At 67.2% G+C, this 979-nt stretch carries 1 protein-coding gene; it reads left to right on the top strand.

The annotated features are described in order from the left end of the window. Positions 1-126 precede the first annotated feature (126 nt). Positions 127-979, top strand: an 853-nt coding sequence (locus A5622_RS13350; RefSeq protein ID WP_066878974.1) for a hypothetical protein, incomplete at its 3' end; no start/stop codon positions are given.

The raw sequence follows: 979 nt of genomic DNA, 5'->3' as shown, positions 1-979 counted from the left end.
CCTGGGCACTTTCGTGGCGTCGGCGCGGTTCATCAAACGCTAGACGTTATTGCGTCAAACGATCCGGTCTATGGTGTACGCAACGGCCGATTGACGGCGGCCCACACACCAGGAGTGACGATCCTTATGTCCGATTTGCAGTTCACGATTACTCGCGACGAGTTCGCGGATGCGATCAACTGGGTGGCGCGGGCGTTGCCGGCGAAGCCGTTGAACCCGCTGCTCGGCGCGATCCGACTCACCAGCGGCTCCGGTTACGTGATCCTGGAGGCGTTCGACTACGAAGTTGCCGCCGTGACAAGCGCTGGGGCGGATGTGACATCACTGGGAACCACCTTGGTGTCCGGGCGCCTGCTGCAGGCGATCAGCAAGGCGCTGGCACGCAAGCCGGTGGAGTTCAAGACTGAGGGTGGTACTGCACGCATCCTGTGCGGGGCCGCAGAGTTCACGTTGCCCACCATGCTGGGGAGTGAGTACCCAGACCTGCCGACGCGGCCGGCCGACGCGGGCAGCGTGGACGCCGGACAGTTCGCGGAGGCGATCGCGCAAACCAGTTTCGCGGTGCACCGCGGCGACGGGTACTCGAGCATCAAGGCGGTGTGTTTCGACGTCGACCCGCTCGGCGGGTTGACGTTGTCGGCCACCGACCGCTACCGCGTCGCGACGAAGACGATCCCATGGCAGCCCACCATAGACAGCGACGGATCGCCGCCGGTTCGGCTCCTGGTCCCGCCGCGCGCGCTCGGCGACACCGCCCGCCTCGGCGGCGACACCGTGCACATCGGGTTCGAGGGCGCCGAGCCGCACCTGCTGAGCTTCCGCGGCGAGACCCGCACCGCGATCACCCAACTGCTCGGCGAGGACTTCCCGAAGCTCGACCCGCTGTTCCCCAACGAATACACCGCGATCGCCACGGTGTCGGTGCCGGACCTGGCCGAGCCGCTGGCCCGGGCGTTGGCGCTCGACGGCCGCGACTTCC

The sequence above is a fragment of the Mycobacterium sp. 1245801.1 genome (assembly GCF_001673055.1).
GTDB lineage: Bacteria > Actinomycetota > Actinomycetes > Mycobacteriales > Mycobacteriaceae > Mycobacterium > Mycobacterium europaeum_A.
The sequence above is the reverse complement of the archived record's forward strand: the minus strand, read 5'-3'. Positions and strand labels throughout refer to the sequence as shown.